At 46.9% G+C, this 501-nt stretch carries 1 rRNA gene; it reads right to left on the reverse strand.

The window, feature by feature from the left end:
• Positions 1-431 precede the first annotated feature (431 nt).
• Positions 432-501, reverse strand: a 16S ribosomal RNA gene (locus AC0LWM_RS32445); the annotation flags it as partial.

Genomic DNA, 501 nt, shown 5'->3' on the forward strand with positions numbered 1-501 from the left:
TCGCCACGTCCTTCTTCGGCTCCTAGCGCCTAGGCATCCTCCGTGCGCTCTTATTAGCTTAACTACACTGCAACGGTTAGCTGCATTTCATGCAGCGCGTTGTCAGTAACGCTTTTTACGCTGAGTCGCTCCCTGCGTTCGCTACGTAAAATAGCGTTCATTAGAAAGGACATGCAGCTTCAAGCTTGTTAATACAGCTAAAGGATGTTCTAAGCTTTCGCTTAACTTTCGCTATCCAGTTTTCAAGGAACAACGTCGCAACTGTTAAAAGCAAGTTATGCTTTTCAGTTGTCGACAAGTTTGAAAGGCATTCGCAATCTCCGAAGAGATCAAGATTGCTCTTTCAAAACTGACAACGAGTGAATAAGCCGACCTTTGTGCTCAAGGCACAGATTGTGAATGCTTCCGTTGCAGGAAGCGATTCTCCATAGAAAGGAGGTGATCCAGCCGCACCTTCCGATACGGCTACCTTGTTACGACTTCACCCCAATCATCTACCCC

The sequence above is a fragment of the Paenibacillus sp. sgz302148 genome (genome assembly GCF_056120465.1).